The 26,142-nt window shown below is 58.5% G+C and carries 21 protein-coding genes and 2 tRNA genes; 4 read left to right on the top strand and 19 right to left on the bottom strand.

Going from position 1 to position 26,142, the window contains the following annotated elements; genetic code table 11:
* Positions 1–14 precede the first annotated feature (14 nt).
* The 3 genes from ACZRMO_RS22095 (at position 15) to ACZRMO_RS22085 (ending at position 4,974) form a co-directional block, all read left to right on the top strand.
* Complete coding sequence (locus ACZRMO_RS22095; RefSeq protein WP_017735558.1) at positions 15–884, top strand: oxygenase MpaB family protein; 870 nt, start codon at positions 15–17, stop codon at positions 882–884.
* A 67-nt stretch (positions 885–951) separates the two neighbouring features.
* Positions 952–1,968 carry a class I SAM-dependent rRNA methyltransferase gene (locus tag ACZRMO_RS22090; protein WP_463974214.1) on the top strand — a complete coding sequence of 339 codons (1,017 nt, stop codon included), beginning with the start codon at positions 952–954 and terminating at the stop codon, positions 1,966–1,968.
* Positions 1,969–2,055: 87 nt separating this feature from the next.
* Positions 2,056–4,974, top strand: coding sequence for a DUF748 domain-containing protein (locus ACZRMO_RS22085; RefSeq protein WP_463974213.1), 2,919 nt, complete (start codon positions 2,056–2,058; stop codon positions 4,972–4,974).
* 310 nt (positions 4,975–5,284) lie between these two features.
* On the opposite strand, the gene ACZRMO_RS22080 is transcribed toward ACZRMO_RS22085, so the two are convergent.
* The 16 genes from ACZRMO_RS22080 to rlmE all read right to left on the bottom strand — a co-directional run bounded on the left by ACZRMO_RS22080 (position 5,285) and on the right by rlmE (position 21,508).
* Complete coding sequence (locus tag ACZRMO_RS22080) at positions 5,285–5,908, bottom strand: BON domain-containing protein (protein ID WP_124527850.1); 624 nt, start codon at positions 5,906–5,908, stop codon at positions 5,285–5,287.
* Between the two features lie 297 nt (positions 5,909–6,205).
* On the bottom strand, positions 6,206–8,311 hold the full coding sequence (pnp, locus tag ACZRMO_RS22075; RefSeq protein ID WP_124527754.1) for a polyribonucleotide nucleotidyltransferase: 2,106 nt from the start codon (positions 8,309–8,311) through the stop codon (positions 6,206–6,208).
* Positions 8,312–8,505: 194 nt separating this feature from the next.
* Positions 8,506–8,775: a 30S ribosomal protein S15 gene (rpsO, locus tag ACZRMO_RS22070; protein WP_003177875.1), complete on the bottom strand. Its 270-nt coding sequence runs from the start codon at positions 8,773–8,775 to the stop codon at positions 8,506–8,508.
* Positions 8,776–8,893: 118 nt separating this feature from the next.
* Entirely contained in the window at positions 8,894–9,811 is a 918-nt protein-coding gene (gene truB, locus ACZRMO_RS22065; RefSeq protein WP_026136642.1) for a tRNA pseudouridine(55) synthase TruB, read from the bottom strand.
* 3 nt (positions 9,812–9,814) lie between these two features.
* A complete protein-coding gene (gene rbfA / locus ACZRMO_RS22060; RefSeq protein ID WP_003176137.1) occupies positions 9,815–10,210 on the bottom strand; it encodes a 30S ribosome-binding factor RbfA in 396 nt (131 codons plus the stop codon).
* A 159-nt stretch (positions 10,211–10,369) separates the two neighbouring features.
* Entirely contained in the window at positions 10,370–12,886 is a 2,517-nt protein-coding gene (gene infB / locus ACZRMO_RS22055; RefSeq protein WP_124527755.1) for a translation initiation factor IF-2, read from the bottom strand.
* Positions 12,887–12,913: 27 nt separating this feature from the next.
* The gene (gene nusA / locus ACZRMO_RS22050; RefSeq protein WP_017735551.1) at positions 12,914–14,395 is read right to left on the bottom strand and encodes a transcription termination factor NusA; all 1,482 of its coding nucleotides are present in this window, start codon (positions 14,393–14,395) and stop codon (positions 12,914–12,916) included.
* A 47-nt stretch (positions 14,396–14,442) separates the two neighbouring features.
* The gene (gene rimP, locus ACZRMO_RS22045) at positions 14,443–14,901 is read right to left on the bottom strand and encodes a ribosome maturation factor RimP (RefSeq protein WP_032864760.1); all 459 of its coding nucleotides are present in this window, start codon (positions 14,899–14,901) and stop codon (positions 14,443–14,445) included.
* A gap of 140 nt (positions 14,902–15,041) precedes the next feature.
* Positions 15,042–15,118: transfer RNA gene (locus tag ACZRMO_RS22040), tRNA-Met, on the bottom strand.
* 96 nt (positions 15,119–15,214) lie between these two features.
* Positions 15,215–15,300, bottom strand: a tRNA-Leu gene (locus ACZRMO_RS22035).
* 22 nt (positions 15,301–15,322) lie between these two features.
* The gene (secG, locus tag ACZRMO_RS22030) at positions 15,323–15,706 is read right to left on the bottom strand and encodes a preprotein translocase subunit SecG (protein WP_010206600.1); all 384 of its coding nucleotides are present in this window, start codon (positions 15,704–15,706) and stop codon (positions 15,323–15,325) included.
* 4 nt (positions 15,707–15,710) lie between these two features.
* Positions 15,711–16,466, bottom strand: a complete 756-nt coding sequence (gene tpiA / locus ACZRMO_RS22025; RefSeq protein WP_124527756.1) for a triose-phosphate isomerase — start codon at positions 16,464–16,466, stop codon at positions 15,711–15,713.
* A 66-nt stretch (positions 16,467–16,532) separates the two neighbouring features.
* Positions 16,533–17,870, bottom strand: a complete 1,338-nt coding sequence (gene glmM, locus ACZRMO_RS22020; RefSeq protein ID WP_124527757.1) for a phosphoglucosamine mutase — start codon at positions 17,868–17,870, stop codon at positions 16,533–16,535.
* Between the two features lie 16 nt (positions 17,871–17,886).
* Positions 17,887–18,738 (bottom strand): dihydropteroate synthase, encoded by an 852-nt coding sequence (gene folP, locus ACZRMO_RS22015; RefSeq protein WP_463974212.1) that lies wholly within the window; start codon positions 18,736–18,738, stop codon positions 17,887–17,889.
* Between the two features lie 8 nt (positions 18,739–18,746).
* Complete coding sequence (gene ftsH / locus ACZRMO_RS22010) at positions 18,747–20,657, bottom strand: ATP-dependent zinc metalloprotease FtsH (RefSeq protein WP_207045555.1); 1,911 nt, start codon at positions 20,655–20,657, stop codon at positions 18,747–18,749.
* Between the two features lie 200 nt (positions 20,658–20,857).
* Positions 20,858–21,508, bottom strand: a complete 651-nt coding sequence (gene rlmE / locus ACZRMO_RS22005) for a 23S rRNA (uridine(2552)-2'-O)-methyltransferase RlmE (protein WP_017735545.1) — start codon at positions 21,506–21,508, stop codon at positions 20,858–20,860.
* Positions 21,509–21,613: 105 nt separating this feature from the next.
* Here rlmE and ACZRMO_RS22000 point away from each other — a divergent pair, with 105 nt between their 5' ends.
* Complete coding sequence (locus tag ACZRMO_RS22000; protein ID WP_017139256.1) at positions 21,614–21,922, top strand: YhbY family RNA-binding protein; 309 nt, start codon at positions 21,614–21,616, stop codon at positions 21,920–21,922.
* Between the two features lie 9 nt (positions 21,923–21,931).
* Here the strand turns inward: ACZRMO_RS22000 and ACZRMO_RS21995 are convergent, their stop codons facing one another.
* The 3 genes from ACZRMO_RS21995 to carB are packed head-to-tail and all read right to left on the bottom strand — an operon-like array spanning position 21,932 to position 26,059.
* A complete protein-coding gene (locus ACZRMO_RS21995; RefSeq protein ID WP_463974211.1) occupies positions 21,932–22,336 on the bottom strand; it encodes an MFS transporter in 405 nt (134 codons plus the stop codon).
* A 28-nt stretch (positions 22,337–22,364) separates the two neighbouring features.
* Entirely contained in the window at positions 22,365–22,841 is a 477-nt protein-coding gene (gene greA, locus ACZRMO_RS21990) for a transcription elongation factor GreA (protein WP_003235048.1), read from the bottom strand.
* Entirely contained in the window at positions 22,838–26,059 is a 3,222-nt protein-coding gene (gene carB / locus ACZRMO_RS21985; RefSeq protein WP_124527761.1) for a carbamoyl-phosphate synthase large subunit, read from the bottom strand. Before carB ends, greA begins: the two co-directional genes overlap by 4 nt.
* Between the last annotated feature and the right edge of the window lie 83 nt (positions 26,060–26,142).

Genomic DNA, 26,142 nt, shown 5'->3' with positions numbered 1-26,142 from the left:
AAACCTGAGTCGCCATGGAATTTATCCGCAGCCGTATCGAAACCCAGTTGATGAGCCTCACGGGCTTGTCACTGGGCCAACTGGACCTGGAAAACCCCAAGGGCGACCCCGGCCTGTTCGGGCCGGACTCGGTCAGCTGGCAAGTCCATGGCGACTTCAGCAGCATGTTGATCGGCGGTATCAGCGCCTTGATGCTGCAAGCCTTGCACCCGCTGGCCCTGGCCGGCGTATGGGACCACTCGAACTTTCGCCAGGACATGCTCGGGCGCTTGCGGCGCACGTCGCAGTTCATTTCCGGCACCACCTTTGGTTCGCGCAAGGACGCCGAATGGTTGATCGAAAAAGTGCGCACCATTCACCTGCAAGTGGTCGGCCATGCACCGGACGGTCGGGCTTATGCGGCCAGCGACCCGGAGTTGCTGACCTGGGTGCATGTGGCGGAGGTGAGCAACTTCCTCGCCGCCCACCTGCGCTACCGCAACCCGCACCTGTCGGGGCGTGACCAGGACCGCTACTACGCCGAAATCGCCCTGGTCGCCGAACAACTCGGCGCGCGGCATGTGCCGCGCTCACGGCAGGAAGTGTCGGATTACCTGGCACGTATCCGCCCACAACTGCTGTGCGACGAACGCAGCCGTGAGGTATTGCGCCTGCTGCTCGATGCCCCGGCGCCGAGTACCCTGGCCAAGCCGTTTGGCGCGCTGATGATGCAGGCCGGGATCGACCTGCTGCCGGACTGGGCCAGCGCCATGCTCGACCAGCACCAGAGCCCGCTGCAACGCCAGATGATCCGCGCGGGGGTCAAGCGCAGTGCGCCGTTGCTGCGCTGGGCGATGCGCAATGGTTCGGTACAACGGGCGCATCGGCGGATGGGGTTGATGTAGGCCTGGCCCTATAACTGTTAAACTCCGCGCCCACATTTACCCCCATTACTTAAGCAAGGCGCGCTCCATGTCTCCCTTGAATCAGGCGCTGCGCGCCGCTCTCAATCATCGCCAAGACCTGATCAACGAGCTGCACGCCCAAGGCACCGACTGCTACCGCTTGTTCCATGGCAGCCAGGAAGGCGCCGGCGGCCTGACCATCGACCGCTACGGCCCGCAATTGCTGGTGCAGAGCTTCCACCAGGCGCTGCAAACCGAAGAGCTGCTGGACCTGCACCAGCTGATTAACCAGTACATCGGCCTGGAATTGCTGCTGGTGTACAACGACCGTTCCCGTGGCAACTCGCGGATCGATCGCGAAGACACGGTGTACCGTGCCGAACCGGCAGCGCTGGAAGACCTGGTCGGCCACGAATGGGGCCTCAATTACCGCGTGCGCGGGCGCCATGCCGGGCAGGACCCGCTGCTGTTCCTCGACCTGCGTAACACCCGCGGCTGGGTCAAGGCCCACAGCGCCGGCAAAAGCGTGTTGAACCTGTTCGCCTACACCTGCGGCGTCGGCCTCAGCGCGGCGGCGGGCGGTGCCCGTGAGGTGTGCAACCTGGACTTTGCCGAGGGCAACCTGGCGGTCGGTCGCGAAAACGGTGAGCTGAACCCACAATTGCCGACCATGGAATTCGTGCAATCCGACTACTTCCCGGCGATCCGCCAACTGGCCGGTCTGCCCATTACCCAGCGTCGCGGCCAGAAACTGCCGAGCTATCCACGCCTGGAACAGCGCCAGTACGACCTCGTATTGCTCGACCCACCGGCCTGGGCCAAGAGCGCCTTCGGCACCGTTGACCTGTTGCGTGACTACCAAAGCCTGCTCAAGCCCGCACTGCTCGCCACGGCCGACAATGGCGTGCTGATCTGCTGCAACAACCTGGCGAAGGTCAGCATGGATGACTGGCGCGAACAGGTGCTGCGCTGCGCGGAAAAGGCCGGGCGCCCCGTACGCGACTGGAAAATCATGACGCCGGGGGCGGATTTTCCGTCACAAGACCAGCAGCCTCCACTGAAAACTCTGATACTGCAGCTGTAGGACGTTTCCCAATAGCCCTGAGCTTCGGAACCGAAAACCCGTGCCATACTCCAAGGCACTCCTGTTTGACATAGATGGCGCCGCCCCATGCCCAAAGGATTGATTCGCGCCACTGGCGCCTTGTTGACCGCCGTTGCCCTGTACAGCTTGCTGGGCTTTCTGATTTTGCCCGGCATTGCCCTGCGCATTGCCAACCAGCAACTGGCCAATTACGCCACGGTGCCGGCACGGATCGAGCGCATCGAGCTCAACCCGTTCAGCCTGGAACTGACGGTCTGGGGCCTGAAAATCGGCGAGCCCGGCAAAGAACAGATCGGTTTCGAACGCCTCTACGCCAACCTGCAGATCGACAGCCTGTGGACCCGCGCGCTGCACCTGGCCGATGTGCAATTGGACCAGCCCAAGACGGAGCTGCTGTTCGACAAGTCCGGCCAGTTGAACCTGGCGCAACTGTTCAAGATTCCGCCAAGCGAGCCAACCCCGGCCGACCCGAATGCCAAGCCCTTTCCGTTGCGGATCGACGCCATCAAGCTGGCCGGCGGCTACGTGCACTTTGAAGACTTGCGTCCCAGCGAGCCCATCGAGTTCCTCTACGACAAACTCGACTTCGAGCTGAAAAACCTCAGCACCCTGCCCGAAGACAATGCCGACATGACCTTGGTCGCCGCCGGCCCTGAAGGCGGGCAGATCGACTGGAAAGGCAACTTCAGCCTGGTGCCGATCACGTCCGAAGGTACGTTGAAGGTCACCGATGGCAAGATGAAGGCCTGGTGGCCGTATGTGCGTGATGCGCTGCCGCTGGTGCTTGAAGACGGCGTGCTGAACTTCAGCACCGACTACAAATTCAGCCTGGCCAAAGAGACCGAGCTGAACCTGACCAACACCGCCGCCAGCATCGCACCGTTTGCCATCAAGGCCCCGGATGGCCGGCCACTGGTGCGCCTGGAGCGCCTGGACGTCAGCGAAACCACCGTGGACCTGGCCAAGCAACAGGTGGTGGTGGGCAAGATTCGCAGCAACAAACTGGAAACCTGGGCTGCCCGCGAAGCCGACGGCCAACTGGACTGGCAGAAACTGTTCGCCAGCCAGCCGAGCAAGCCGACCGCGAAGCCTGAACCAGCCACCGCACCGGCCACTGCCGATTCGCCAAAAACAGAACCGGCCGCGCCAAGCAAACCGTGGCAAGTGCTGCTCAAGGACGTGCAACTGCGCAACTATCAGGTGCATCTGGCCGACCGTCAGGTCAAGCCAGCCGTCGCGTTGGAGCTGGGCCCGCTGAACGTCGACGTGCAGAACTTCGACAGCCTCAACCAAAGCCCGTTTACCCTGAAGGTCGATACCGGTCTGGGCAAGCAGGGCAAGATCCTCGCGACGGGCGAGGTCAACTTGAACCCGATCAGTGCCAAACTCAAGGTCAATACCCAAGACATCGACCTGCGGGTTGCCCAGGCCTATATCAGCCCGTTTATTCGCCTGGAACTGCGTAGCGGCATGCTCGGCAGCAACCTGGATGTGAACCTCAAAAGCGCCGATCCTCTGAAGCTGCAAATCACCGGACGCGCTCAGGTCGACCAGCTGCATACCCTCGACACCCTCAAGACCCGCGACTTCCTCAAATGGCAGCGCCTGGTGCTCGAAGGCGTCAACTACCAGCACGGCGAGAGCCTGTCGATCGACAAGGTCAACCTGCTGCAACCCTATGCGCGCTTCATGATCAACGACGACCGCACCACCAACGTCGATGACTTGCTGATTCCACAAGCGCCCGATAAAAGCCCGAAACCGGCCAGCAAAGACAAGCCGCTGGGCATTCGTATCGGGCAGATTGCGATCAACGACGGTTCGGCGAACTTTGCCGACTTCAGCCTGACCCCCAACTTTGCCACCGCCATTCAGCAACTCAACGGGCAGATCGGCACGATCGACAGCCGCCAGGCCAAACCGGCCAGCGTCGATATCAAGGGCAAGGTGGATCGCTACGCGCCGGTGACCATCAAGGGCAGCGTGAACCCGTTTGATCCGATGGCGGCGTTGGATATCGCCACCAGCTTCAAACGGGTCGAGTTGACGACCCTGACCCCCTACTCCGGCAAGTTCGCCGGTTTCCGTATCCGCAAGGGCCGGCTCAATCTCGACCTGCATTACGTGATCACCAAAGGCCAGTTGAAAGCCGAAAACAAGGTGGTGGTCGAGCAACTGCAACTGGGCGAGAAAGTCGACAGCGCCGACGCCGTGGACTTGCCGATTCGCCTGGCCATCGCCTTGCTCAAGGACTCCGATGGCAAGATCTCCATCGAGCTGCCGGTGACGGGCGACCTCAACAACCCACAGTTCAGCGTGATGCCGATCGTGTGGCAGACCCTGCGCAACCTGGTGGTGCGCGCGGCAACGGCACCGTTCAAGTTTATCGGTGGGTTGGTTACCGGCGGTGGCGCGGAGGACTTGGGCAATGTGTCCTTCGCCGCAGGTTCCAGCGAACTGAGCAAGGACGCCGAAGGCGCCTTGAACACCCTGGCCAAGGCCCTGAAAGAACGCCCGGCCTTGCGCCTGGAAATCGAAGGCACAGCCGCTGCCAGCAGCGACGGGCCGTTCCTGGCCGCCGAACGTCTGGAGCGTGAATACCAATACAACTACTACAAGATCCTCCAGCGACGTGGCGACAAGGTTCCCGCCCAGGCCTCGCTGCTGGTTGTACCGGAGAAGGAAAAGGCGCCATTGCTGGAAGGCATCTACCGTACCCGCCTGAAACAACAACCTCCGGCGGAATGGAAAGACCTGAGCGACAGTGACCGCACCGCGAAGCTGCGTGACGGCGTGATCAAGTTCTGGAGCGCCAGCGACGTACTGCTGCGCCAACTTGGCCAGGACCGTGCAAGCACCATCAAGGACTACCTGGTGGACAAGGGCCAGCTGGAAGATGACCGGGTGTACTTCATTGATGCCAACCTGGGTCAGGCGGAGAAAGATGGTCGGGTGGTGACACCGTTGCATCTGGATGCCGAGTAAGCAGCGAGTATTGCAAATCTAAGTGTGGGTGCGGGCTTGTGTGGGAGCGGGCTTGCTCGCGAAGGCGGTGGATCAGTCAACTGATGTGTGAATGACACACCGCCTTCGCGAGCAAGCCCGCTCCCACATTGGTTCTGCGTCGCCTCGGAATCCTTATTCCAAGCCACAATAGAACAGGCCCCGACACAAGTGCCGGGGCCTGTAGTGACCACATCCCTGTGGTCGGTCGCATGAACACGTGAGGTGCATTGAGCGGATGTCTGGCTCGCTCGTTGCCGCCGACGCTTTGTTCAAGACGATAGGTTGGGCATTACTCTGCTTTCAGGCCATCGGCCGATACAGCTTTAACGCCTTTGATTTGCTTGGTGATGTTCACCGCGGTGGTTTTCTGTGCTTCGGTCACTGCAGCAGTCGAAGACAGGGAAACGACACCTTTGTTGGTTTCGACTTTGATGTCGGTGCCAGGAATGCCTTTCTCGGTTACCAGGTCAGCTTTCACTTTGGTGGTGATCCAGGTATCGGAAGTAGACTCCTTGGCGCCAGCGGCAGCGCTTTTGGTCTTGTCTACGTTGTCGGCTTTGTAGGCACCGCCAGCATGCAGGCTGTCAGCAGAGACCGCTTTCACGCCTTTGATTTTCTTGGTGATCGCAACAGCGGTGGCTTTCTGCGATTCGGAGATTTCTACGTCAGACGACAGGGTAACCACACCTTTGTTGGTTTCAACCTTGATGTCCGAGCCTGGAATGCCCTTTTCGGTCAGCAGGTCAGCTTTGACTTTGGTGGTGATCCAAGTGTCCGAGGTGGACTCCTTGGCTTTGGTCACTTCGCCGGCTGCCAGGGTCATAGGCGCTTGAGAAGTCTGAGCAAAGGCAACGTTGGCCATGGCCAGGGTCAGGGCGGTAGCAGTGGCGGTAGCGAGAGCGAACTTCTTCATACGAGTAACTCCTGTTTTATTAATAGTCTGCAGTGTGTGTACCTTGATGCTGCAGCGTTAACAGGGATATTGCAGGCGCTGTGCCAAGTTCTGAGCAACGATAAAATCCTTTAAAAACAACAACTTATAAAATTTGCGGATTTCCGGAATCGTGCAACTTGCATGAAGGCCATCGTGCCTGCATGCAAGTTGCGGCTTTTGCCATCGCCGTGACGATTGATTTCCCTGCACTTTTTTTGCGCGCCCATAAAAAAGGACTCCGAAGAGTCCTTTTTTTAGCGTAAAGCCTGGGGGTGATTAAACGCCCGAAGCCTTGGCTGCTGCTACGTCCTTGATGGACAGTTTGATACGGCCGCGGTTGTCCACGTCCAGTACCAGCACTTCCACTTCCTGGCCTTCTTTCAGAATGTCGGTCACTTTCTCAACACGAGCGTCGCTCAGCATGGAGATGTGCACCAGACCGTCTTTGCCCGGCAGGATGTTGACGAATGCGCCGAAGTCGACGATGCGCTCAACCTTACCGACGTAGATCTTGCCGATCTCGGCTTCAGCGGTGATGCCCAGGACGCGCTGGCGTGCTGCCTCAGCCGCTTCCTTGGTTTCGCCGAAGATCTTGATCGAGCCGTCGTCTTCGATGTCGATCGAAGCCTTGGTCTCTTCACAGATCGCACGGATGGTCGCGCCGCCTTTACCGATAACATCACGGATTTTGTCGGTGTCGATTTTCATCGCGATCATGGTCGGAGCATTTTCCGACAGTTCGGTACGGGACTGACCAATGATCTGGTTCATCTGACCGAGGATGTTCAGGCGCGCTTCCAGGGCTTGGCCCAGGGCGATCTCCATGATCTCTTCGGTGATGCCTTTGATCTTGATGTCCATCTGCAGCGCGGTAACACCTTTGGCGGTACCCGCTACTTTGAAGTCCATGTCGCCCAGGTGGTCTTCGTCACCCAGGATGTCGGTCAGGATGGCGAACTTCTCGCCTTCTTTAACCAGGCCCATGGCGATACCGGCAACCGGCGCCTTCATCGGCACACCGGCGTCCATCAGTGCCAGGGAAGCACCGCAAACGGAAGCCATGGAGCTGGAACCGTTGGACTCGGTGATTTCCGACACAACACGGATGGTGTACGGGAACACGTCGGCAGCCGGCAGCATGGCTGCGATCGAACGACGGGCCAGACGACCGTGACCGATTTCACGACGACCAGCGCCACCCATGCGACCACACTCGCCCACCGAGAACGGAGGGAAGTTGTAGTGCAGCATGAACGGGTCTTTTTTCTCGCCTTCCAGGGTGTCCAGCAGTTGTGCGTCACGGGCGGTGCCCAGAGTCGCGACTACCAGGGCCTGGGTTTCACCACGGGTGAACAGCGCCGAACCGTGAGTCTTCGGCAGAACGCCGACTTCGATGTTCAGCGGGCGTACGGTCTTGGTGTCGCGACCGTCGATACGTGGCTTGCCGTTAACGATGTTTTCGCGAACGGTGCGGTATTCGATTTCGCCGAAAGCGGCTTTGACTTCGCTGGACGAAGGCTGGCCTTCTTCACCGGACAGTTTGGCAACAACCTGATCCTTCAGCTCGCCCAGGCGCGCGTAGCGATCGGCCTTGACGGTGATGGTGTAGGCGTCGGAGATCGCAGTGCCGAACTCGGAGCGGATAGCGCCCAGCAGTTCGGTCGCTTCGGCCTGTGGAGCCCAGGTCCAGGTTGGCTTGGCAGCTTCGGCAGCCAGCTCGGTGACAGCCTTGATGACAGACTGGAACTCGTCGTGAGCGAACAGTACGGCGCCCAGCATCTGGTCTTCGGTAAGCTCTTTGGCTTCCGATTCAACCATCAATACGGCTTCCGAGGTACCGGCAACGACCATGTCCAGGCTCGATGCTTTCTGTTGCTCGTAAGTCGGGTTCAGCAGGTAGCCGGTGCTTTCGTGGAAAGCAACACGGGCGGCGCCGATCGGGCCGTCGAACGGGATACCCGAGATAGCCAGGGCAGCCGAGGTACCGATCATCGCAGCGATGTCCGGATCGGTCTTCTTGCTGGTGGAAACGACGGTGCAGACAACCTGCACTTCGTTCATGAAGCCTTCTGGGAACAGCGGACGGATCGGACGGTCGATCAGTCGGGAAGTCAGGGTTTCTTTCTCGGAAGGACGGCCTTCGCGCTTGAAGAAACCACCAGGGATCTTACCGGCAGCGTAAGTCTTTTCCTGGTAGTGAACGGAAAGAGGGAAGAAGCCTTTGCTTGGGTCAGCGGTCTTGGCGCCAACAACGGTCACCAATACGGTCACGTCGTCATCAACGGTAACCAGCACTGCGCCGGAGGCTTGACGGGCGATACGGCCTGTCTCGAGGGTAACGGTCGACTGACCGAACTGGAATTTTTTGATAACCGGGTTCACGGTGTCCTACCTTCTTTGTGGCTCTTGGGGAACTTGTCTTCTTGCGAAATTCTTGGGCAATCTCGGGAATCGGCCCGAGCCTCGTCCAGGGTAAAACGTGTATCCAGATAAAACTTGAGGCTGGGAGCCTGCCATGGGCCAGCGGGAATCCCACTGACACACGGCAGACAACCAACCTCTAGCGCAATCGCTTATTAGCGACGCAGACCCAGGCGACCGATCAGAGTCTGATAACGACCCAGATCCTTGCCTTTCAGGTAGTCCAGCAGCTTACGACGCTGGTTTACCATGCGGATCAGACCACGACGGGAGTGGTGATCTTTACCGTTGGCCTTGAAGTGACCTTGCAGCTTGTTGATGTTGTGGGTCAGCAGTGCAACTTGCACTTCTGGCGAACCAGTGTCACCAACAGCTTGCTGATAGTCAGCAACGATTTGTGCTTTTTCTTGAACGTCGAGAGCCATGAGGCAATCCTTTTATCAGGAAACTGTTTCAAAGAAACAGCTTCAACAGGCCAGGGACAAATCCCTGTATCTAAAAATGAGGAAGTGACCGTGCCTGTTAACAGCCACCCTCGTTCGGTCATTCTGACCGAATCAGTCGACGCGGCGCGATGCGCCCGTCTTCGCTCACTTCACCGATACCGATAAAGCGACCGTTATGATCTTGTACCCGCACCATGCCGAACTTCGGGGCGTCCGGGGCACGTACCGGCTGGCCGTTAAGCCAGTAGAACGCGCTGTGCTCCGAGAAGTGCAGCAATGGCCAATCCAGCAAACCGCTGTCCGATGGCATCAGGAAGCGATCAACTGCTTCATTGCCGCCTTCGGCGTGCACGGCTTCCAACTCTTCCAGCGTGACCGTCTGGGCCAGGGTGAAAGGGCCGGCCTGGGTGCGTCGCAGTTCTGCAACGTACGCGCCGCAACCGAGCTTTTCACCAATATCTTCCACCAGGGTACGGATATAGGTGCCTTTGCTGCAGTCCACGGCCAGGCGCGCAGTGTCACCTTCACAGGCGAGCAATTCCAAGCGCGCAATAGTAACAGAACGCGGTTCGCGCTCCACTACTTCGCCCGCACGTGCCAGCTTGTAAAGAGGCTGCCCATCACGCTTGAGCGCCGAGTACATGGGCGGTATCTGACTGATTTGCCCACGAAAACCGGGTAAAGCGGCTTCAATATCTGCACGACCAACGGTCACGTCGCGAACCTGCAAAACATCACCTTCGGCATCCGCCGTGGTGGTGGTCTTGCCCAGTTGCATCAGGGTTTCGTAACCCTTGTCGGAATCGAGCAGGTATTGCGAGAACTTGGTGGCCTCGCCAAAGCACAACGGCAACACGCCGGTGGCCAAGGGATCGAGACTGCCGGTGTGCCCGGCCTTCTCGGCATTGAGCAGCCAGCGGACCTTCTGCAAGGCAGCATTGGAGGTAAAGCCAATGGGTTTGTCGAGCAGAATGATGCCACTGACGTTGCGACGGATACGTTTGACCTGAGCCACCACTTACTCCTTGGCGTCTTCAGGTGTGGACGGGTGCTGGCTGTCTTCAGCCACGGCGCGCTCGATCAGTGCCGACAGGTGCGCACCACGCACGACGCTTTCGTCGTAGTGGAAGTGCAGCTGGGGAACACTGCGCAGCTTCATTTCACGGGCCAACTGCATGCGCAGGAAGCCTGCAGCCGAGTTGAGCACCTTGATGCTTTGCGCGATTTCTTCGCTGTTGTCCTGCCCCATCACGGTGATGAAGATCTTGGCGTGACCAACGTCACGGCTCACTTCAACGGCGGTGATGGTCACCAGGCCAACGCGCGGGTCTTTGACTTCACGACGGATCAGTTGGGCCAGCTCACGCTGCATCTGATCGCCGATACGCTGGGTACGGCTGTATTCTTTTGCCATGTCTTGTTACCTGTTACTGCCACACGGTGAAACCCGTGGGGTCTGAAAGCGGCAAACGCCCGGCCTGACAAAAGCCAGACCGGGCGTTGCGTTTAGAGTCCGTACGCTGCACGGGGCATTTGCATGCCCACACGCTGCGTGGCTCCGGAAGTGCGCGAGTTAGAGGCTGCGAGCAACCTGAACCTTCTCGAAGACTTCGATCTTGTCGCCAACCTTGACGTCGTTGTAGCTCTTGACGCCGATACCGCATTCCATGCCGGCACGTACTTCGGAAGCGTCATCCTTGAAGCGGCGCAGGGATTCCAGCTCGCCTTCGAAGATAACGATGTCTTCACGCAGTACACGGATTGGACGGTTACGGTACACGGTGCCTTCGACAACCATGCAACCGGCGATCGCGCCGAATTTCGGCGAGCGGAACACGTCACGTACTTCGGCGATACCCAGGATGTTCTCCCGGACGTCGCTGCCAAGCATGCCGGTAAGGGCTTTCTTGACGTCTTCGATGATGTCGTAGATAACGTTGTAGTAACGCATGTCCAGGCCTTCCTGCTCGACGATCTTGCGAGCGCCAGCATCGGCACGCACGTTGAAACCGAACAGTACAGCGTTGGAAGCCAGTGCCAGGTTGGCGTCGGACTCGGTGATACCACCGACACCGCCACCGACAACGCGCACTTGCACTTCGTCGTTACCCAGGCCGTTCAAGGCGCCGTTCAACGCTTCGAGGGAACCACGTACGTCAGATTTGAGGACGATGTTAAGCGTCTTCTTCTCTTCCTGGCCCATGTTCTCGAAGATGTTTTCCAGCTTGCCGGCGTGAGCACGGGCCAGCTTGACTTCGCGGAACTTGCCTTGACGGAACAGAGCCACTTCACGGGCTTTCTTCTCGTCGGCCACTACGCTCATCTCGTCGCCAGCGTCCGGGGTACCGTCCAGGCCGAGGATCTCGACCGGGATAGCAGGACCTGCTTCCTTGATTGGCTTGCCGTTCTCGTCGAGCATGGCACGTACACGGCCGTAGTTCGAACCGACCAGGACCATGTCGCCTTGGCGCAGGGTACCGTCTTGAACCAGTACGGTCGCAACCGGGCCACGGCCCTTGTCGAGACGGGACTCAACCACAACACCACGGCCAGGGGCCGATGGGGTAGCGGTCAGTTCCAGGACTTCGGCTTGCAGCAGAACGGCTTCGAGCAGTTCGTCAACGCCGGTACCCATCTTCGCGGAAACCGATACGAATGGCGTCTCGCCGCCCCACTCTTCAGACGTCACGCCGTGAACCGACAGTTCGCTACGGATGCGATCGAGATCAGCGCCCGGCTTGTCGATTTTGTTCACGGCAACGACCAGAGGAACACCGGCAGCCTTGGCGTGCTGAACAGCTTCAATGGTCTGCGGCATTACGCCGTCGTCCGCTGCAACGACCAGGATCACGATGTCGGTCGCCTTGGCACCACGGGCACGCATTGCGGTAAACGCAGCGTGACCAGGGGTGTCGAGGAAGGTGACCATACCGCGCTCGGTTTCAACGTGGTACGCACCGATGTGCTGGGTAATACCACCGGCTTCGCCAGCAGCAACCTTGGCACGACGGATGTAGTCGAGCAGGGAAGTTTTACCGTGGTCAACGTGGCCCATTACGGTCACAACCGGTGCACGGGAAACTGCCTCACCTTCAAACTTCAGGGACTCGGCCAGGGAATCTTCCAGGGCGGTGTCGCTGACCAGGGTCACTTTGTGGCCCAGCTCTTCAGCAACCAGTTGGGCAGTTTCCTGATCCAGTACCTGGTTGATGGTGGCCGGAGTACCCAGCTTGAACATGAACTTGATGATTTCAGCTGCCTTGACCGACATCTGCTGGGCGAGATCGCCAACAGTGATGGTCTCGCCGATCTTCACTTCACGCACGACAGGGCCGGTTGGGCTCTGGAAACCGTGGGCGTTGCGTTTTTTCAGCTTGGCCTTGCCGCGACCACCACGACGGAAGCCATCGCTTTCTTCGTCGGTAGTACGTGGGGCAACGCGTGGAGCAGGCGCTTTCTCTTTGACCGAAGCACGATGCGGAGCGTTTTTGCGCTCGCCATCGCCACCGCCGCTGCGACGATTGTTATCGTCGGCACGTGGTTTGTCCGGGCGACGAGGTTCGTCACGCTTGCGAGCGTCTGCTGCAGGAGCAGGTGCAGCGGCAACCGGAGCGGCCTCACGCACAGCTTCAACAGGCGCAGCGACCGCTTCAGTGGCAGCAGGTTGCGCAGCAGCAGGCTGGCGACGCGCTTCTTCTTCGGCGCGACGCTTGGACTCTTCTTCAGCCTTCTGACGAGCAGCATTTTCTACTGCGCGACGTTCTTCCAGTTCGCGTTTGCGCTCGGCTTCGATTTCTTCCGGGCTGCGTTGTACGAAGACTTTCTTCTTGCGTACTTCAACGCTGATGCTCTTGCTACCAGCAACACGCAGGGTGCTGGTGGTTTTGCGCTGCAATGTAATCTTGCGCGGTTCTTCCACTTTCGCCTTGTGGCTGCTCTTCAAGTGAGTCAGCAAAGACTGCTTCTCACTATCGCTCACACCTTCATCGGCGGCGGTGTGCGGCAGACCTGCCTCACGCATCTGCTGCAACAGGCGCTCTACCGGTGTTTTGACCTCATCGGCCAGTTGTTTCACCGTGACTTGCGTCATGCACTTCTCTCCTCAGGCCGCGCCTAGTTACTCGAACCAATGGGCTCGGGCGGCCATGATCAACTTGCCGGCACGATCATCGTCAATGCCGTCGATGTCGAGCAGATCGTCAATAGACTGCTCGGCCAGGTCTTCGCGGGTAATTACGCCGCGCACCGCCAGTTCCATCGCCAAATCCTTGTCCATACCCTCAAGCGAGAGCAGGTCTTCGGCCGGATGGGCGTCTGCCAGCTTTTCCTCAGTAGCGATGGCTTTAGTCAACAAACGATCCTTGGCCCGAGCGCGAAGCTCGTTGACGGTGTCTTCGTCAAAGCCGTCGATGTTGAGCATTTCTTCCAACGGTACGTAGGCAATCTCTTCCAGACTGGTGAAGCCTTCATCTACCAGCACCTGTGCCAAATCTTCGTCGACTTCCAGCTCGTCGATGAAGTTGCGCAGGATGTCACCGGTTTCAGCTTGCTGCTTAGCCTGGATGTCCGATTCGGTCATCACGTTCAGGGTCCAACCGGTCAGTTGGCTGGCCAGACGCACGTTCTGACCACCACGACCAATGGCCTGAGCCAGATTGTCTGCGCCAACGGCGATGTCCATTGCATGGGCATCTTCGTCAACGATAATTGCCGCCACTTCAGCCGGCGACATGGCGTTGATCACGAACTGCGCCGGGTTGTCGTCCCACAGGACGATATCCACACGCTCACCGCCCAATTCGCCCGACACTGCCTGGACGCGCGAACCGCGCATACCAATGCAAGCGCCCTGCGGGTCGATGCGTTTGTCCTTGGAACGGACCGCGATCTTGGCGCGCGAACCCGGGTCGCGGGACGCAGCCATGACTTCGATCAGGCCTTCGGCGATTTCCGGCACTTCGATGCGGAACAGCTCGATCAGCATTTCCGGCGCAGTACGCGACAGGATCAGCTGAGGGCCACGGTTCTCGGTGCGGATTTCCTTGAGCAGCGCACGCAGACGCACGCCAACACGGAAGGTTTCGCGAGAGATGATGTCTTCGCGAGCCAGCAACGCTTCGGCGTTGTTGCCCAGGTCAACGATCACGTTGTCGCGGGTCACTTTTTTCACGGTGCCGGAGATGATTTCACCCAGGCGCTCGCGATAAGCGTCAACGACTTGCGCGCGCTCGGCTTCGCGGACTTTCTGCACGATGACTTGCTTGGCAGTCTGTGCAGCAATGCGGCCGAACTCGATGGACTCGATCTTTTCTTCGACGACATCACCGACCTTGGCGCCAGGATGCGTTTGCGCAACCTTGCTCGGCCAGGTTTCGATGGCCGGATCATCAAGATCGTCCTCTTCGACTACCGTCCAGCGACGGAAAGTCTCGTAGGCACCGGTGTGGCGGTTGATTTCCACACGCAGATCAACTTCGTCTTCAAAACGCTTTTTGGTAGCAGTGGCCAGGGCCAGCTCCAACGCTTCAAAAATCACGCTTGCCGGTACACCCTTTTCGTTGGATACCGACTCAACAACCAGCAGTACTTCTTTGCTCATCGTACGCCTCGCCTTTCGCAAGCCATTGGATCCGCGGGATCCGCGTCTCAGTCAAAACTGGGAATAATGTTGGCCTTGTCGATCATATCGATCGGCAACAGGAACTCATGGTCATCTACCTGCACCACGACATCCTGTTCTTCTACACCGCGCAGAAGGCCCTGAAAATTGCGTCGCCCTTCAAAAGGGGAGCGCAGCTTGATCTTCACTTGGTCACCGGCATATTTAGCAAACTGCTCGATAGTGAACAGTGGGCGTTCCATGCCTGGCGAGGAAACTTCGAGGGTGTATTCAACGGAGATTGGATCTTCAACATCCAGGACACCGCTGATCTGACGGCTGACAATGGCGCAATCGTCCACCAGCACACCGCCCTCTTTATCGATATAAACGCGCAACATTGAGTGGCGACCTTGAGCCGAAAACTCAATACCCCAGCATTCATAGCCTAGGGCCACGACCACCGGGGCCAGCAAGGCCTGCAACTCTTCTAGCTTGCTCGACACCTGAACCCCCTCGTGCATGTATGTGCATGCTGTGCAAAATAAAAAAATGGGCGAAACGCCCATCCTTGAAACGCCGTCGAACAGCGGCGTTGAAAGTGTCCAGCTAACAAAAAGCCCCTTAAAAGGGGCTCCGCTAAAACTGGTTGCGGGGGCCGGATTTGAACCGACGACCTTCGGGTTATGAGCCCGACGAGCTACCAGACTGCTCCACCCCGCGACAAAGCTGGGGCGGAAGTATACGACCGATCCCTTGCAGGGTCAATGTAACCTTCCACCTACAAGAAAGCCCGCAACAGCGGGCTCTCCTGATAATTGGTACCGAGAAGGGGACTCGAACCCCTACACCCTATGGGCACAACCACCTCAAGGTTGCGTGTCTACCAATTCCACCACCTCGGCAATACAGCGTTTACAACCCTTCTTACTTCTGCTCTTGAGCTGGAGGTACGTCAGTCGCTGGAGTAGCCGACTTTTGCTCTTGAAGCACCGGGACATCATCAGAAGCCGGTTTTGCTTTTGGTACTTCCAACACTGCTGGGTTTGGCAAACCTACTTGAGTCAGCACATGAGCTTTCTCTTTAGCAAAGTAACCTAACCCTAAGCTGGTTATGAAAAAACCTGCGGCAAGTATAGCAGTAAACTTACTAAGAAAGGTAGAGGAACCTTGGCTTCCGAACACAGTATTTGAAGCACCTGCACCGAAAGACGCACCAGCATCCGCACCTTTACCCTGTTGCAACAAAACCAGGGCAACTACGCCCAGGGCAGCCAACAGATGAAAAACGACTACGACTGTTTCCAGCATTTTTTCAGTTTCCCGCGGCGCGACAGATCGCACCGAACTCATCTGCATTCAGGGAAGCTCCACCAATGAGCCCCCCATCGATATCCGGCATGCCGAACAGTTCGACCGCATTGGCCGCCTTCACGCTGCCGCCGTATAGAAGCCGCACACCTTGTGCGACTTCAGAATTCTCTGCCGCCAACTGCGCGCGGATGGCTGCGTGCACATCCTGCGCCTGTTGCGGTGTAGCAGTCAGCCCGGTACCAATGGCCCAGACCGGCTCGTAAGCAATTACTGCCTTTGCAAACGCACCAACACCCAGCTCCTCGATGATGCTGCCTAGCTGACGCGAGACAACTTCAAGAGTCTTGCCCGATTCACGCTGCTCCAGGGTCTCCCCTATGCACAACACTGGAATCAAGCCACAAGCCTGTGCCGCTGCGAACTTGCGATTGAGTGTCCCATCACGCTCGCCCATCATCTGACGACGCTCGGAGTGCCCAACAAGCACATAGGAACAACCCGCATCAACCAGCTGACTCGGCGAAATCTCACCGGTCAACGCACCTTGCATCGCTTCCACCGCAGAGTTCTGCGCGCCGACCTGAATCGACTTGCCTTTCAGGCCATCAACCACTTGGGTGATATGCAAGCAAGGCGGAAATACAGCGATATCAACACCGCTAGGCAAGGCCAAGTGACGAAGGCCATTTACCAGCTCAGCGACACTGGCGCGGGTACCGTGCATCTTCCAGTTACCAGCTACCATAGTGCGACGCATGCTGTACCTCGTCGGTCAAAGTGGGCGCAGATGTTACCCAACCACATCATCACTGGCAAGCCGAATTCAGGCGCAAACTTCACTTACCAGTTTTGCCAGGCTTTCGGCATGCTCGCGAACCTGTGTTTCATCGTCACCTTCGACCATGACACGCACCAGCGGCTCTGTACCGGACTTGCGCAGCAACACGCGCCCACGCCCCGCCATTGCTAGCGTTGCGCGCTCGCACGCCTCTTTGACAGCCGGGTGCTCGATCGGGTTTTCGCCGCCCGAGAAGCGCACGTTGAGGAGCACCTGCGGACACTTGCGCAGCGCCTGACGCGCCTGGGCGAGACTCTCTTCACGGCGGCGCAACGACAGCAAGACCTGCAGCGCAGCGATAATCGCGTCGCCTGTGGTGGTGTGCTGGAAGCAAACCACGTGTCCGGAGTTCTCGCCACCGACCTGCCAATTACGCTCCAGCAACTCGGCGATCACATAACGGTCACCCACGTTGGCGCGAACGAAAGGTATGCCGAGATCAGCCAACGCCAGCTCCAGCCCCAGATTACTCATCAGCGTACCGACAACACCACCTTGCAGCTTGTTACGCTCATGCAAGTCCCGCGCAATGATGAACAACAGATCATCGCCATCAACCACGGCCCCCGTGTGATCGACCATCAGCACGCGGTCGCCATCGCCATCAAAGGCAATCCCGAGGTCGGCATGCTTGGCCAGAACGGCGGCCTGCAACTGCTCCATATGAGTCGAGCCGCAGTTTTCGTTGATATTCAAACCATCAGGCTGAGCCGACAACACGGTGACATCCGCGCCCAGCTCCTTGAAGACGCTTGGCGCCACCTTGTAGGTCGCACCATGGGCGCAATCGACGACGATTTTCAGCCCGGCAAAATTGGTACTGGTAGGCACGCTGCTCTTGCAGAACTCGATGTAGCGACCTGAAGCGTCGTTGATTCGCGACACCTTGCCCAATTTGCTGGACTCGACCACAGTCATCGGCGCATCCAGCAATTCTTCGATCATCAGTTCGATCTCATCAGGCAACTTGGTGCCCTGACCGGAGAAGAACTTGATGCCGTTGTCATCATGGGGATTGTGCGAAGCACTGATCACGATACCGGCTTCAGCGTGGAAGGTACGCGTCAGGTAGGCGATCGCAGGCGTCGGCATCGGCCCCAGCAACATCACGTCAGCACCGGCGGCAGACAAACCCGCCTCCAGCGCAGACTCAAACATATAGCCCGAAATCCGAGTGTCCTTGCCCACGAGGATGCGGCACGCGCCCATGCTGCGGAACGCCATACCTGCCGCCCAACCCAGCTTGAGCATGAAATCAGGGGTAATCGGAAACTCGCCGACCCGACCACGGATACCGTCGGTGCCAAAGTATTTTTTAGTCATAAGTGCTCCATCATTCTTATTCGGCGGATTCTACAGCGGCAAGCATGCGTACCACATCGACCGTCTCAGCGACGTCATGTACGCGCAAGATGCGCGCGCCCTTGGTCACGGCAAGCGCCGCAAGCGCAAGGCCACCATACAACCGCTCACCCACTGGACGATTCAATGCCAGCCCTATCATGCTCTTGCGCGAAACCCCAACCAACAGGGGGCGACCAAGATCATGGAGGGACTCCATGTGCTTAAACAGACTCAGATTATGTTGCAGGGTCTTGGCAAAACCAAACCCGGGATCAAGGATGATCTTCTCGGCGGAAATCCCTGCACTGGCGCACTGAGCGACCCTTTCAGCCAGGAAACCACTCACCTCGCCAACCAAGTCGTCGTAATGCGGGCTGTCCTGCATATTCCCAGGCTCCCCCAGCATATGCATCAGGCACACCGGCAAACCGGTAGCTGCCGCCGCATCCAGGGCACCATCACGCTGCAATGAGCGCACATCGTTGATCAGCCCAGCCCCAAGGCGCGCAGTTTCACGCATCACCGCCGGGGTAGACGTATCAACCGAGATAATCACATCCAGCTCACGGGCGATGCGCTCAACAATCGGCGCAACCCGCTCCAGCTCCTCCAACGGAGAAACCACACGAGCCCCGGGACGGGTGGATTCACCACCCACATCAATCAACGTAGCCCCAGCCGCCACCATCGCCTCGGCATGGCGCAAGGCAGCATCAAGCTGACTGAAGCGGCCACCGTCGGAAAAGGAGTCGGGGGTTACATTAAGAATGCCCATCACGTGCGTATGGGCCAAATCAAGAACCCGGTTGCCGCAAGGCAACCGGGTGGAGGACAACACAGAAGTCATTTCAAACCTTAATGGTCAGCCGCAGGGCCGCCGATCGGGGTTTCCGGGCGTTCATTCTGAGCCACTGGCGGAGTACCCGAAGTACCCGAGCCACCTTCCCAATCGCGCGGTTCACGCGGGGCGCGGCCAGCCATGATGTCATCGATCTGGTCGGCATCGATGGTTTCATACTTCATCAACGCGTCAGCCATCGCATCCAGCTTGTCGCGGTTATCGGTCAGGATCTGCTTGGCCGTGCCGTAGCACTGGTCAATGATGCTGCGCACTTCGGAATCGATCAGCTTGGCTGTCTCGCCGGAGAAACTGGCGCTTTGACCGCCACCGCCACGACCCAGGAACACTTCACCTTCTTCCTCGGCATACATCAACGGACCGAGCTTTTCCGACAGACCCCACTTGGTCACCATGTTTCGTGCAATCTGGCTGGCACGCATGATGTCGTTGGAAGCACCAGTGGTCACACCGTCAAAGCCCAGTGTCATCTCTTCAGCAATACGACCGCCGTACAACGAGCAGATCTGGCTGATCAGCGCACGCTTGGAAAGGCTGTAGCGATCCTCTTCCGGCAAGAACATGGTGACACCCAATGCCCGACCGCGAGGAATGATCGACACCTTGTAGACCGGATCATGCTCAGGCACAACGCGACCCACAATGGCGTGACCGGCTTCGTGGTAAGCGGTGTTCTGCTTCTCTTTCTCGGACATGACCATGGATTTGCGCTCGGCGCCCATCATGATCTTGTCTTTCGCCAGTTCGAATTCTTTCATTTCCACGATGCGCTTGCCGGTACGGGCCGCAAACAGCGAAGCCTCGTTCACCAGGTTGGCCAAGTCGGCACCGGAGAAGCCTGGGGTACCACGGGCAATCACGGCCGGAGCCACGTCGTCGCCCATTGGCACTTTGCGCATGTGCACTTTGAGGATCTGCTCGCGACCACGGATGTCCGGCAAGCCGACCACCACCTGGCGGTCGAAACGGCCTGGACGCAGCAATGCAGGGTCCAATACGTCAGGACGGTTGGTTGCGGCGATGACGATGATGCCGTCATTCATCTCGAAACCGTCCATCTCTACCAGCAACTGGTTGAGTGTCTGCTCACGCTCATCGTGACCGCCACCCATGCCGGCGCCACGATGGCGACCAACGGCGTCGATTTCATCGATGAAGATGATGCAAGGCGCGTGCTTCTTGGCCTGTTCAAACATGTCGCGAACACGGCTGGCACCCACGCCGACGAACATCTCGACGAAGTCAGAACCGGAAATAGTGAAGAAAGGCACCTTGGCTTCGCCGGCAATCGCCTTGGCCAGCAAGGTTTTACCGGTACCCGGCGGGCCCACCATCAGCACGCCGCGAGGAATACGGCCACCCAGGCGCTGGAACTTGCCCGGATCGCGCAGGAACTCAACCAGCTCACCCACTTCTTCCTTGGCTTCATCGCAGCCTGCGACGTCAGCCAGGGTAGTCTTCACCTGGTCTTCGGACAGCAGGCGCGCCTTGCTCTTGCCAAAGCTCATCGGCCCGCCCTTGCCTCCAGCACCACCCTGCATCTGGCGCATGAAGAACATGAACACGGCGATAATCACCAGGATCGGGAAACTGGCTACCAGGAGCTGCGTCCAGATGCTCTGCTGCTCTGGCTGCTTGCCTTCGACAACGACGTGGTTGTCCACCAGGTCGCCAATCAGGCCGTTGTCCGGGATATTCGGGCGAATGGTCTTGAAGCTGTCGCCATCGCTGCGCTTGCCGCTGATCACAAAGCCATCAATCGCTACACGCTCGACCTTGCCATCCTTGACCTGCTGGATGAAGTCGGAATAGTTGAGGGTCTGCGGCTCGTTAGGGCTGGAGAAGTTGTTCATCACCGTCACCAGGACAGCTGCGATGATCAACCACAGGATCAGATTCTTTGCCATATCGTTCAATTAACTACCCTCTGAAGCAAGCTCCGCTACTGGCGCGCGCTTCGCATGATATTCACCGGCCTAACTTACTACATTACCTACAACTCTGGCAGGCGCCGTCTGTAACCCTTTGTGAAACTTTGACTACACAATATTCGTAAAGCTTCGTGACGAAAGCGACATAAAAAAACCTATCGCCCTCCTCGGCTTTCTTAAAAACGCTCTTCGCTCGTCGCACCTTCGACGCCACGGAAGCCGCGGCACAGCAGGTATTGTTCCCTGGACCGGTCCCGGGACGAGTCTGGCTTACGTGTCTGCACCTTATCGAACAACTTGCGTATGTTCTTGTGGTACTCGTCGAAACCTTCGCCCTGGAAGACTTTCACCAGGAAATCGCCACCAGGGCGCAATACCCGCCCCGCCAAATCCAGCGCCAGTTCGCAAAGGAACATCGCACGCGGCATATCGACGGCCGGTAATCCACTCATATTGGGGGCCATGTCGGAAATCACAAGGTCTACCTGCGAATTTCCCACAGCCTCCAGGATTTCGGCGAGCACCGTGTCCTGGGTAAAGTCGCCATGAACAAAGGTCACATCCGGGATGCTGTCCATCTCAAGGATGTCGGAAGCGATAAGGCGACCTTGCCCACCAATCAGACGACTGGTCACCTGGGACCAACCACCGGGGGCGGCACCAAGGTCGATAACGCTCATGCCTGGACGAATCAGCTTGTCCTTATCCTGGATCTCCAGCAGCTTGTAGCTGGCGCGGGAACGGTAGCCGTCCTTCTGCGCCTTTTTGACGTAAGGGTCGTTGAAATGCTCTTGCAGCCACTTAAGGCTAGTTTTGGAACGGGCCACGGGCCACCTCGAAAATAAAACGGGTCGTGATTAACTGGGCGGTCCCGGACTCGCTCGGGTAAACTGGCCGCCGCTTTTTACAAGATCAGACGCAGGGGTCAGATTATGCCGCTCACTCAAGAGCAGAAGAAACAGTACAAATCCATTGGCCACCATCTGAAACCAGTTCTGATTGTGGCAGACAACGGTTTGACTGAAGGTGTGTTAGCCGAACTTGAACGCGCATTGGGCGATCACGAACTGATCAAGATCAAGGTCAACATCCTTGACCGCGAAGCGCGCCTGGCCGCCATTGCAGAACTGTGCAAGGTGGGCAAAGCGGACCTGGTTCAGGTCATCGGCAAGATGGCGCTGCTGTATCGCAAGAATTTCAGCGTCAACAAGCAACTGTCGAACGTTCATCGCTTCAAATGATTCAAAGGGTCACGGGCGTGCTTCGCGCGCCCTGCCACTCCACCCCGGCGCAGGCTGTACAACCAGCACCAAGCCAGAGAACCCCAGTACAAGATAGCTGAACAACTGCCAGCGCAACGCTTCCGGCAGCCACACATGCACGATGCAGAACATTGCACACGCATAGAGCGCCATCAACAGCAGTTGGCCGCGAATATCCCGCCACAAACTCCCCCAGCCTTCGGCCTTGATCAGCACCAGCGCCTGGAGTGTCACGCACGCCGCCGCAAAACCCACCAGCAGCGCACTCAGTAATCCGCCGACCTCATCGATCAGCAACGGTGCCAGGCCAACCAGGCCCAGCGCCGGCAAAACACCAATGTGCAACAGCCACAGGCCGCCCACCCAGAGCATCTGGGAGAGCTGCCAAAGCATAGCGCCCGCACGGAGCGGGCGCCGCCTTTCAGACGTGACGAACTTCAACAATCTCGTACTCGATCACGCCACCCGGCGTCTTGACGGCAACCACATCACCCTCTTCCTTGGCAATCAAGGCGCGGGCAAGCGGAGAGCCGACGGAGATTTTGCCGAGCTTGAAGTCAGCTTCATCTTCACCAACGATGTGGTAAACCACACTTTCGTCAGTCTCGACGTTGGCGATTTCCACGGTGGTGCCGAAAATCACCTTGCCAGTCTTCGGAATGGTCGTCACATCGATGACCACCGAGTTCTGCAGGCGGCCTTCGATGTCACGGATCCGCGCCTCAACCATACCCTGTTGCTCACGGGCAGCGTGGTATTCGGCGTTTTCCTTCAAGTCACCCAGCTCGCGGGCCGTACCGATGTCCTGGCTCAGCTTTGGACGTACGACCTTGGTCAGGTGGGCGTGCTCCTCTTCCAGGGCCTTGAAGCCCTGGACGGTCATTGGGTATTTGGTCATGCCTTCAATCCTGCGTGTAGATCCTGCAAGCGGCGTACGGTTTTTTCAGGACCGAACTTGAGCGCTTCGCAGATGGCTTCGCCAGCAGCAATGGTGGTGGTGCAGTAGATCTTGTGCTGCAAGGCGTTACGGCGAATGGAGTAGGAATCCGCGATCGACTGGCGACCTTCGGTGGTGTTGATGATCAGGGTGACTTCGTCATTCTTGATCATATCAACCACATGCGGACGGCCTTCCGTCACCTTGTTCACGCGACGCACTTTCAGGCCGGCAGCTTCGATCAGCTTGGCGGTCCCGGCAGTGGCCACGACTTCGAAGCCCAAGTTGATCAGATCACGAGCTACGCCTGCAACCAGAGGTTTGTCGTCGTCACGCACGCTGATGAACGCAGTACCGCCGGTCGGCAGCACTTCACTGGCGCCCATCTGGGCCTTGGCGAACGCTTCGCCGAAGGTATCGCCCACGCCCATCACTTCACCGGTGGACTTCATCTCTGGGCCCAGGATCGGGTCCACACCAGGGAACTTGGCGAATGGGAACACCGCCTCTTTCACACTGTAGAAGTTCGGGATGATTTCCTTGGTGAAGCCGATTTCCTTCAGGGTCTTACCGGCCATCACGCGAGCAGCGATCATGGCCAGGGACACACCGATGCACTTGGAAACAAACGGTACGGTACGCGAAGCGCGCGGGTTGACTTCGATGACGTAGATGTCTTCGCCTTGCAGCGCCAACTGTACGTTCATCAGGCCGACCACGCCCAGCTCCAGGGCCATTTTCTTGACCTGTTCGCGCATCTCGTCCTGGATGTGCAGCGGCAGCGAGTACGGCGGCAGCGAGCACGCGGAGTCACCGGAGTGAACGCCCGCCTGTTCGATGTGCTGCATGATCGCGCCGATCACTACATCAGTACCGTCGCAGACAGCGTCCACATCCATTTCAATGGCGCAGTTGAGGAAGTGGTCCAGCAGCACCGGGCTGTCGTTGGACACTTTCACCGCATCACGCAGGTAACGCTTGAGCTCTTCTTCTTCGTAGACGATTTCCATCGCACGACCGCCCAGCACGTAGGACGGACGCACCACCAACGGGTAGCCGATCTTGCTGGCCGCACGAATGGCTTCGTCTTCGCTGCGCACGGTGGCGTTTGGCGGCTGACGCAGGTTCAGGCGCTCAACCATTTGCTGGAAGCGTTCGCGGTCTTCGGCACGGTCGATGGCGTCAGGGCTGGTGCCGATGATCGGTACGCCAGCGGCTTCAAGGGCGCGAGCCAGTTTCAACGGGGTTTGGCCACCGTACTGGACGATCACGCCTTTCGGCTTCTCGACGCGCACGATTTCCAGCACGTCTTCCAGGGTGACTGGTTCGAAGTACAGGCGATCAGAGGTGTCGTAGTCAGTGGAAACAGTTTCCGGGTTGCAGTTGACCATGATGGTCTCGTACCCGTCTGCGCGCAGAGCCAGAGCGGCGTGTACGCAGCAGTAGTCGAACTCGATGCCCTGGCCAATACGGTTCGGACCGCCGCCCAGGATCATGATCTTGTCGCGACCCGACGGCGCAGCTTCGCACTCTTCCTCGTAGGTGGAGTACAGGTAAGCGGTGTCGGTGGAGAACTCGGCGGCGCAGGTGTCAACGCGCTTGTAGACCGGGAAGATCTCCAGCTTGTGGCGATGCGTGCGCAGGTTCTTCTCGGTCACACCCAGCAGCTTGGCCAGACGCTGGTCGGAGAAACCTTTGCGCTTGAGGCGGAACATCATGTCGCGGTCGATGCTGGCCAGACCCAAAGTCTTGACCTTCTCTTCTTCCTTGATCAGATCTTCGATCTGTACCAGGAACCACGGGTCGATCATGTTCATGCCGAAGATATCTTCGACGGTCATGCCGGCACGGAAGGCGTCAGCCACGTACCAGATACGCTCGGCACCCGGCACGGTCAGCTCGCGCTTGAGCACGCTCATGCTTTCCGGGTTGCTCAGGTCGAGCTTCTCGTCCAGGCCGCAAACGCCCACTTCCAGGCCGCGCAAGGCTTTCTGCAAGGATTCCTGGAAAGTCCGGCCGATGGCCATGACTTCGCCCACGGACTTCATCTGGGTGGTCAGGCGCGCGTCAGCCTTGGCGAACTTCTCGAAGGCGAAACGTGGCAGCTTGGTCACAACGTAGTCGATGGACGGTTCGAAGGACGCCGGGGTCTTGCCACCGGTGATGTCGTTCGACAGCTCGTCCAGGGTGTAACCCACTGCCAGCTTGGCCGCGACCTTGGCGATCGGGAAGCCGGTGGCTTTCGAAGCCAGGGCCGACGAACGGGATACACGTGGGTTCATTTCGATCACGACCATGCGGCCGGTGTCCGGGCAGATGCCGAACTGAACGTTGGAACCGCCGGTCTCCACGCCGATCTCGCGCAATACCGCCAGGGAGGCGTTACGCAGGATCTGGTATTCCTTGTCGGTCAGGGTCTGTGCTGGCGCCACGGTGATCGAGTCACCGGTGTGCACGCCCATCGGGTCGAAGTTTTCGATGGAGCAGACGATGATGCAGTTGTCCTTCTTATCGCGGACAACCTCCATCTCATATTCTTTCCAGCCGATCAGGGATTCGTCGATCAGCAGCTCTTTGGTCGGCGACAGGTCCAGGCCACGGGCGCAGATTTCTTCGAACTCTTCACGGTTGTACGCGATACCACCACCGGTGCCGCCCATGGTGAAGGACGGACGAATGATGCACGGGAAGCCCAGGGTCTCGAGGACCGCATTCGCTTCTTCCATGCTGTGGGCGATGCCGGAACGCGGGCACGCCAGGCCGATGGACTTCATGGCCTTGTCGAAACGCGAGCGGTCTTCAGCCTTGTCGATGGTGTCGGCGTTGGCACCGATCATCTCTACGCCGAACTTCTCCAGGACGCCTTCGCGCTCCAGGTCCAGGGCGCAGTTCAGAGCGGTCTGGCCGCCCATGGTTGGCAGCAGCGCGTCCGGGCGCTCCTTCTCGATGATCTTGGCAACGGTCTGCCATTTGATCGGCTCGATGTAGGTGGCGTCGGCCATGTCCGGGTCGGTCATGATGGTGGCCGGGTTGGAGTTCACCAGGATGACGCGGTAACCCTCTTCGCGCAGGGCTTTGCAGGCCTGGGCGCCGGAGTAGTCGAATTCGCAGGCCTGGCCGATTACGATCGGGCCAGCGCCGAGAATCAGGATGCTTTTTATGTCTGTACGTTTTGGCATGGGTTTGTCACTCAAATCCGCAGGTCAGTCGGCAAGCCGTCTTGAACAATCCTTGAAGTGCCTGCGGGGGCCACCGAAATTCG

This window comes from Pseudomonas sp. B611 (assembly GCF_055407965.1).
The sequence above is the reverse complement of the archived record's forward strand: the minus strand, read 5'-3'. Positions and strand labels throughout refer to the sequence as shown.

Excerpts from the sequence above, each read along its gene's own strand:
- ACZRMO_RS22095 (WP_017735558.1), top strand. The coding sequence starts at position 15 with ATGGAATTTATCCGCAGCCGTATCGAAACCCAGTTGATGAGCCTCACG.
- ACZRMO_RS22090 (WP_463974214.1), top strand. The coding sequence starts at position 952 with ATGTCTCCCTTGAATCAGGCGCTGCGCGCCGCTCTCAATCATCGCCAA.
- ACZRMO_RS22085 (WP_463974213.1), top strand. The coding sequence starts at position 2,056 with ATGCCCAAAGGATTGATTCGCGCCACTGGCGCCTTGTTGACCGCCGTT.
- ACZRMO_RS22080 (WP_124527850.1), bottom strand. The coding sequence starts at position 5,908 with ATGAAGAAGTTCGCTCTCGCTACCGCCACTGCTACCGCCCTGACCCTG.
- rpsO (WP_003177875.1), bottom strand. The coding sequence starts at position 8,775 with ATGGCTCTCGACGTTCAAGAAAAAGCACAAATCGTTGCTGACTATCAG.
- rbfA (WP_003176137.1), bottom strand. The coding sequence starts at position 10,210 with ATGGCAAAAGAATACAGCCGTACCCAGCGTATCGGCGATCAGATGCAG.
- infB (WP_124527755.1), bottom strand. The coding sequence starts at position 12,886 with ATGACGCAAGTCACGGTGAAACAACTGGCCGATGAGGTCAAAACACCG.
- nusA (WP_017735551.1), bottom strand. The coding sequence starts at position 14,395 with ATGAGCAAAGAAGTACTGCTGGTTGTTGAGTCGGTATCCAACGAAAAG.
- secG (WP_010206600.1), bottom strand. The coding sequence starts at position 15,706 with ATGCTGGAAACAGTCGTAGTCGTTTTTCATCTGTTGGCTGCCCTGGGC.
- tpiA (WP_124527756.1), bottom strand. The coding sequence starts at position 16,466 with ATGCGTCGCACTATGGTAGCTGGTAACTGGAAGATGCACGGTACCCGC.
- glmM (WP_124527757.1), bottom strand. The coding sequence starts at position 17,870 with ATGACTAAAAAATACTTTGGCACCGACGGTATCCGTGGTCGGGTCGGC.
- folP (WP_463974212.1), bottom strand. The coding sequence starts at position 18,738 with ATGACTTCTGTGTTGTCCTCCACCCGGTTGCCTTGCGGCAACCGGGTT.
- ftsH (WP_207045555.1), bottom strand. The coding sequence starts at position 20,657 with ATGGCAAAGAATCTGATCCTGTGGTTGATCATCGCAGCTGTCCTGGTG.
- ACZRMO_RS22000 (WP_017139256.1), top strand. The coding sequence starts at position 21,614 with ATGCCGCTCACTCAAGAGCAGAAGAAACAGTACAAATCCATTGGCCAC.
- ACZRMO_RS21995 (WP_463974211.1), bottom strand. The coding sequence starts at position 22,336 with ATGCTTTGGCAGCTCTCCCAGATGCTCTGGGTGGGCGGCCTGTGGCTG.
- greA (WP_003235048.1), bottom strand. The coding sequence starts at position 22,841 with ATGACCAAATACCCAATGACCGTCCAGGGCTTCAAGGCCCTGGAAGAG.
- carB (WP_124527761.1), bottom strand. The coding sequence starts at position 26,059 with ATGCCAAAACGTACAGACATAAAAAGCATCCTGATTCTCGGCGCTGGC.